This window comes from Luteitalea sp., assembly GCF_044337415.1.
Classification (GTDB): Bacteria; Acidobacteriota; Vicinamibacteria; order Vicinamibacterales; family Vicinamibacteraceae; genus Luteitalea.
Genome location: NZ_JBIINP010000257.1, coordinates 1 through 5,244, shown reverse-complemented (window position 1 = coordinate 5,244; position 5,244 = coordinate 1). Strand labels below are relative to the sequence as shown.

The 5,244-nt window shown below is 70.1% G+C and carries 3 protein-coding genes; 2 read left to right on the top strand and 1 reads right to left on the bottom strand.

Going from position 1 to position 5,244, the window contains the following annotated elements; genetic code table 11:
- Positions 1 to 171: 171 nt before the first annotated feature.
- Entirely contained in the window at positions 172 to 1,893 is a 1,722-nt protein-coding gene (locus ACIRDX_RS20350) for a TolC family protein (RefSeq protein WP_396627269.1), read from the bottom strand.
- 282 nt (positions 1,894 to 2,175) lie between these two features.
- Between ACIRDX_RS20350 and ACIRDX_RS20345 the strand changes: the two genes are divergently transcribed.
- On the top strand, positions 2,176 to 4,557 hold the full coding sequence (locus tag ACIRDX_RS20345) for a prolyl oligopeptidase family serine peptidase (protein WP_396627268.1): 2,382 nt from the start codon (positions 2,176 to 2,178) through the stop codon (positions 4,555 to 4,557).
- Positions 4,558 to 4,782: 225 nt separating this feature from the next.
- On the top strand, positions 4,783 to 5,244 hold a 462-nt coding region (gene pyrE / locus ACIRDX_RS20340; protein WP_396627267.1), incomplete at its 3' end, for an orotate phosphoribosyltransferase.

The following is a 5,244-nucleotide window of genomic DNA, read 5'->3' as shown; positions in this document are numbered from 1 at the left end:
CGCCTAGCGCTTGATGCTTGACGCTTAGCGCTTAACGCCGGACGCCGGCGTCGATAGGGGCTGGGAGCTGGGGGCTCGGAGGCAGAAGGCAAGAGGCACAGAAAGGAAAGGGCCGGGGCCTCCAGGCTGTTCCAGCCCCGAGCCCCCAGCCCCAAAGGTCGAAGGACGACGTCAGAAGCGCTGCCCGCCGCCGGTGGTGTTGGTGGTGCGGTTGGTGCCGGCCACCGACGTGGTGGTACCGGCCGCGGCGTTGCCCGTGCCGGTCGCGGAGCTGAGGGTCACGCTGCCGCCGCCGGCGCCAGAGACGGAGGCTTCCTGCGACGCCTCGAAGTCGACGCGCGACTTCTCGAAGTCGAGGATGGCGCGCTGCTCGTTGTTGCGGGCCTGCGCCAGGTCGCGCTGCGCCTGCAGCACGTTGAAGGTGGTGGAGAGCCCCACACCGAACTTCTTCTGCTCGGCCTCGAGGCGCCGCTCGGCCAGCGTACGGGCTGCCTGGGTCGTCGCCACGCGCTTCAGGTTCGTGTTGACCTGGCGCCCGAGGTCGCGCACCTGCTGCACCACCTGGCGCTCGAGGTCGCGCAACTGCAGCAGCGTCTGCTCGTTCTGCAGCAACTGCCGTTCGAGGTTCACGCGGTTGGCGTTGCGCCCGATCGGGTAGCGGAGGTTCAGGCTCACCGACCAGGTGGGGTACTCGAACGCCAGGACGTCGCCGAGCACCTCGCTGTACGGGCGGGTGTCCTCGCTGATGATCGGACCGGGCTGCAGGCCGTTGCCGGGGCCGCGCGTGATGACGGTGCCGCCCAGGCCGGCCAGGCCGTAGTTGACGTCGGCCGTCAGGCTCGGGAGCACCTGGTTCTTGAAGAAACGGGCGCGGACGTCGTTGCTCTCGAGCTGCTTGCGGGCCTGCTGCAGGTCGAGGCGGTTGGCGATCGCCTTCTGCACTGCCGCCTCGACGTCGACCGGCGAGGTCGCCAGCGACGGCGGATCGGCGGTCTCGAACGTGGTGATCCAGAAGTCGGCCGTCCGAGGGTCGAGGATCAGCGCGCGCAGCTGGTCCTGCGCCTGCGCCACCGTCTGCTCGGCGATGATGACGGTCTCCTCGTTGGCGGCCACCTCGGCCTCGGCCTGCACGATGTCGATGGGCGCCATCGTGCCCACCTCGACGCGCTTGCGGTTGTCGCCCAGCGTCTGGCGCGACAGCTCCAGCGTCTGGCGCTGCACCTCGAGCGCCGACTGCGCGACCACGAGGTCCCAGTAGGCGTTCTTGACCGCCCGCACCGTGCTGACCACCGTGTTGCGGAACTGCATCTCGCTGATGGCGAGGTTGTTCTTGCTGATGAGGATCTGCTGGCGCGTGGCGTCGATGGTGCGGTTCTGGAGCAGCGGCTGCGAGAACGAGAACGTGAAGTTGCCCTGCGTGCTCGGGTTCAGCGTCGCGAACAGGTTGTTGTTCTCGTTACGCGTCGCCTGGTACCCGACCGAGTAGTTGGCGCCGGTCGGCAGCACCTGTTCCACGCCGAAGTTGCCGAACACCTGGTCCTGCTTGAACGACTGCGCGTTGCCCTGCAGGAGCGTGTTCACCGGCTGTTCGAGGCTCTGGTAGAACAGCTGGCTGGTCAGCGCCGGCAGCCACGTGCCATAGGCCTGCACCACGTCGAGTTCCGAGATGCCGGGGTTCATCTTCTGCACCTGGAGCGACACGTTCTGCTCCAGCGCCATGGTCACGGCTTCGTCGACCGACACGCGCCTGACCGGGCCGGTGGCCGCAAGGGGCTGCGTCGAGACCACCGGCGCCTGCAGCAACGGACCTTGCGCCGAGGCCGTCGTGGCGGTGAGGGTCAACGCCAGCGCCGCGAGGCCGCGCCGGAAGGTGTGGGGAACCGATGGGATCACGGACGTCAACTCCATCTCCTGGGAGAACAGCTCGAACCGGCCGGCCGGGACGGATGGCGATGTCCGGGGGATGCGGCCGAACCAATAGACGGATCCTCCGGGATCCCGGTTCGGCGCGGAGTATATCGCCCACCCCGCTCCCGGGGCCGCCCCGGCACCCCTTCTTCGCTGCAATCCGGCCTGATTGGCATTTCCGGTCGGGAAATGCACAATGCCTCGACGCTCCGGGCCCGCACCGCGTCCCCGTCCCCCGCCGGGCCCACAGCCGTCCTCCACAGCCAGATGACCCTGTTTCGTCCGTCCCTGCTGCTCGCCCCGGCCCTGGCCGGAGTTGCCCTGCTCGGCTCCACCCTGCTGGTCCCGGTCGCCGCCCAGGCCCCCGCGCCTGCCGCGCGTCCGCCAGCCGCCACGACCCCGGCGCCCGCGTTCCCCCTCACCATCGACAGCATCATGCGCGGCCCGGCGCTGGTCGGCTACCCGCCGTCGGGGCTCCGGTGGTCGGGCGACGGCGCGCGCCTGTACTTCGAGTGGCAGGTCCGCGGCGAGGACGAGACGGCCACCTGGGTCGTGCAGGCCGATGGCTCCGGACTCCGGCGCCTGTCGGACGAGGAACGCAAGACCGCCCCACCCGTGTTCGGGCAGTGGGACCGCGCGCATCGGCGCGTCCTGGCCGCCACTCGGGGCGACATCGCCCTCATCGACACGGTCGCGGGCACCCGCACCGAGCTCACGCGCATGGCCGGCAACGAGTCGTCGCCGCGCTGGACCCGCGACGAGACGCAGGTGACCTTCGTGCGCGACGGTGGCCTGTACGTCCTGCCCCTGACCGGGGGCGGTGTCCGGCAGGTGGCCGAATCGGGTCAGAAGACGCCGGACCCGAAGAAGACCGACAGCCAGCAGGCCCTCGCCAGGGAGGAAGCCGACCTGCTCGCGCACGTGCGCGAGACCAAGCGTCGGCGCGAGCGCGACGAGGCCCGCCGCGAGAAGGACGCGCTGCCGAAGCTGGAGCTCAAGGCCCGCCAGACGGCCACCGACATGCAGCTCGATCCTTCGGGCCGCGTCGTGTGGGCCATCGTCACCGAGCGCCCCGACGGCGCGAAGACCGCCGACGTGCCCGACTACGTGACCGAGTCGGCCTACATCGAGTCACTGTCGGGCCGCGTCAAGGTCGGCGACGCCCAGTCGAAGGTGATGCTGGCCATCCTCGATCTCCAGACCCGCAAGGCCATCTGGCCGACGCTGCCAGGGGCGGGTGGGACCGAGAAGGCGCCGCGGGAGGTCCGCTGGAGCATGCCGCAGGTGTCCGACGACGGGACGATCGCCGTCGCCTCGGTGCGGGCCACCGACAACAAGGACCGCTGGCTCGTGAAGATCGACGCCGCGACCGGCACGGCCACCGTCCTGGACCACCTGCACGACGATGCCTGGGTGCGCGAGGGGTTCGGCCCGGGGCCGTCGAGCTACGGCTGGCTGCCGGGCGGGCACCGCCTCTGGTTCACGTCGGAGAAGACCGGCTGGATGCACCTCTACACGCTCGACGCTGCCACCGGCGGCGAGGCGCGCGCGCTCACGAGCGGCGCGTGGGAGGTGACCGACGTCGCGTTGTCCACCGACCGGCGCACGTTCTACCTGACGACCACCGAGGTGCATCCCGGTGAGCGTCACCTGTACGCGCTGCCGATCGACGGCGGCACGCCGACCCGGCTCACCGCCCGCACGGGCGCGAACCTGGGGGAGGTGTCGCCCGATGGCCGCACCATCGGCCTCGTGCACTCGACCGGCAACACGCCGCCCGAGGTCCACGTGACGCCCTACGCGAGCGCCGCCACGCCGGTCCGGGTGACCACGAGCCCGGACCCGGAGTGGTCGACGTACCGCTGGCTGGAGCCGAAGGTGATCACCTTCCCGGCGCGCGACGGGCAGGTCCTGCACGCGCGGATCTACACGCCGGAGATGGTCGGCGCGAAGCGGCAGGCGTCGCGGCCGGCCGTGTTGTTCGTGCATGGCGCGGGCTACCTGCAGAACGCCCACAAGTACTGGTCCACGTACTACCGGGAGTACATGTTCCACCACCTGCTCGCTTCGCGCGGGTACGTGGTGCTCGACGTCGACTACCGCGCCAGCGCGGGCTACGGCCGCGACGTCCGCACGGGCATCTACCGCCACATGGGCGGCAAGGACCTCGACGACATCGTCGATGGCGCGAAGTACCTGGTGGCGAAGGAGAAGGTCGATCCGAAGCGGGTCGGCCTCTATGGCGGGAGCTACGGCGGCTTCATCACGTTGATGGCGATGTTCACGACGCCCGACGTGTTCGCGGCCGGCGCGGCGTTGCGGCCGGTGACCGACTGGGCGCACTACAACCACCCGTACACGGCCAACATCCTGAACCTGCCGCAGTCGGATGCCGAGGCGTACCGCAGGAGCTCGCCGATCTACTTTGCCGACGGGCTGAAGGGCGCGCTCCTCATCTGCCACGGCCTGGTCGACGTCAACGTCCACGCGCAGGATTCGATCCGCCTGGCGCAGAAGCTGATCGAACTGCGCAAGGAGCACTGGGAACTCGCGCTGTACCCTGTCGAGGACCACGGCTTCGAGGAAGCCACCAGCTGGGCCGACGAGTACAAGCGGATCCTGAAGCTGTTCGAGAGCAACTTGAAGTAGCGGGCGCGGGGCTGGGGGCTGGGGGCTCGGACAGCACTCAACACGGGGCTAGGGGCTGGGGGCTCGGACAGCGCTCGACACGGGGCGGGGGCTCGGACAGCACTCGACACCGGGGCTGGGAGCTCGGAAGGCGCTGAAGCCCCTGCGGTCCCTGAGCCTCCGCCCCTGGTTCCCGAGCCCCAAGCCCCAAGCCCCTGTCTCTGACCTGACCTGACGCTGACCCTGATGAATCCTGAATCCGTCCTCGACCTGTTCCGCCAGCGTGGTGCCCTGCTCGAGGGGCACTTCGTCCTGTCGTCCGGCCTGCACTCCACGGGGTACCTGCAGTGCGCCCTGATCCTCCAGCACCCGGCTGACGCCGAGGCACTCGGTCGTGCCCTCGGCGAGAAGGTGAAGGCCGCCGGTCACGCCATCGACGTGGTGCTGTCGCCGGCCATGGGCGGCCTCATCATCGGCCACGAGGTCGGGCGGGCGCTCGGCGTGCGCGCCATCTTCGCCGAGCGCGTCGACGGCACGCTCACGTTGCGTCGCGGCTTCGCGCTGCAGCCCGGCGAGCGCGTGCTCGTGGTGGAGGATGTCGTGACCACGGGCAAGAGCACGATGGAGACCGTGCTCGTCGCCCAGCAGGCCGGCGCGACCGTGGCCGCTGCGGCCTCGATCATCAACCGTGGCGGTGGGGACGGCCTG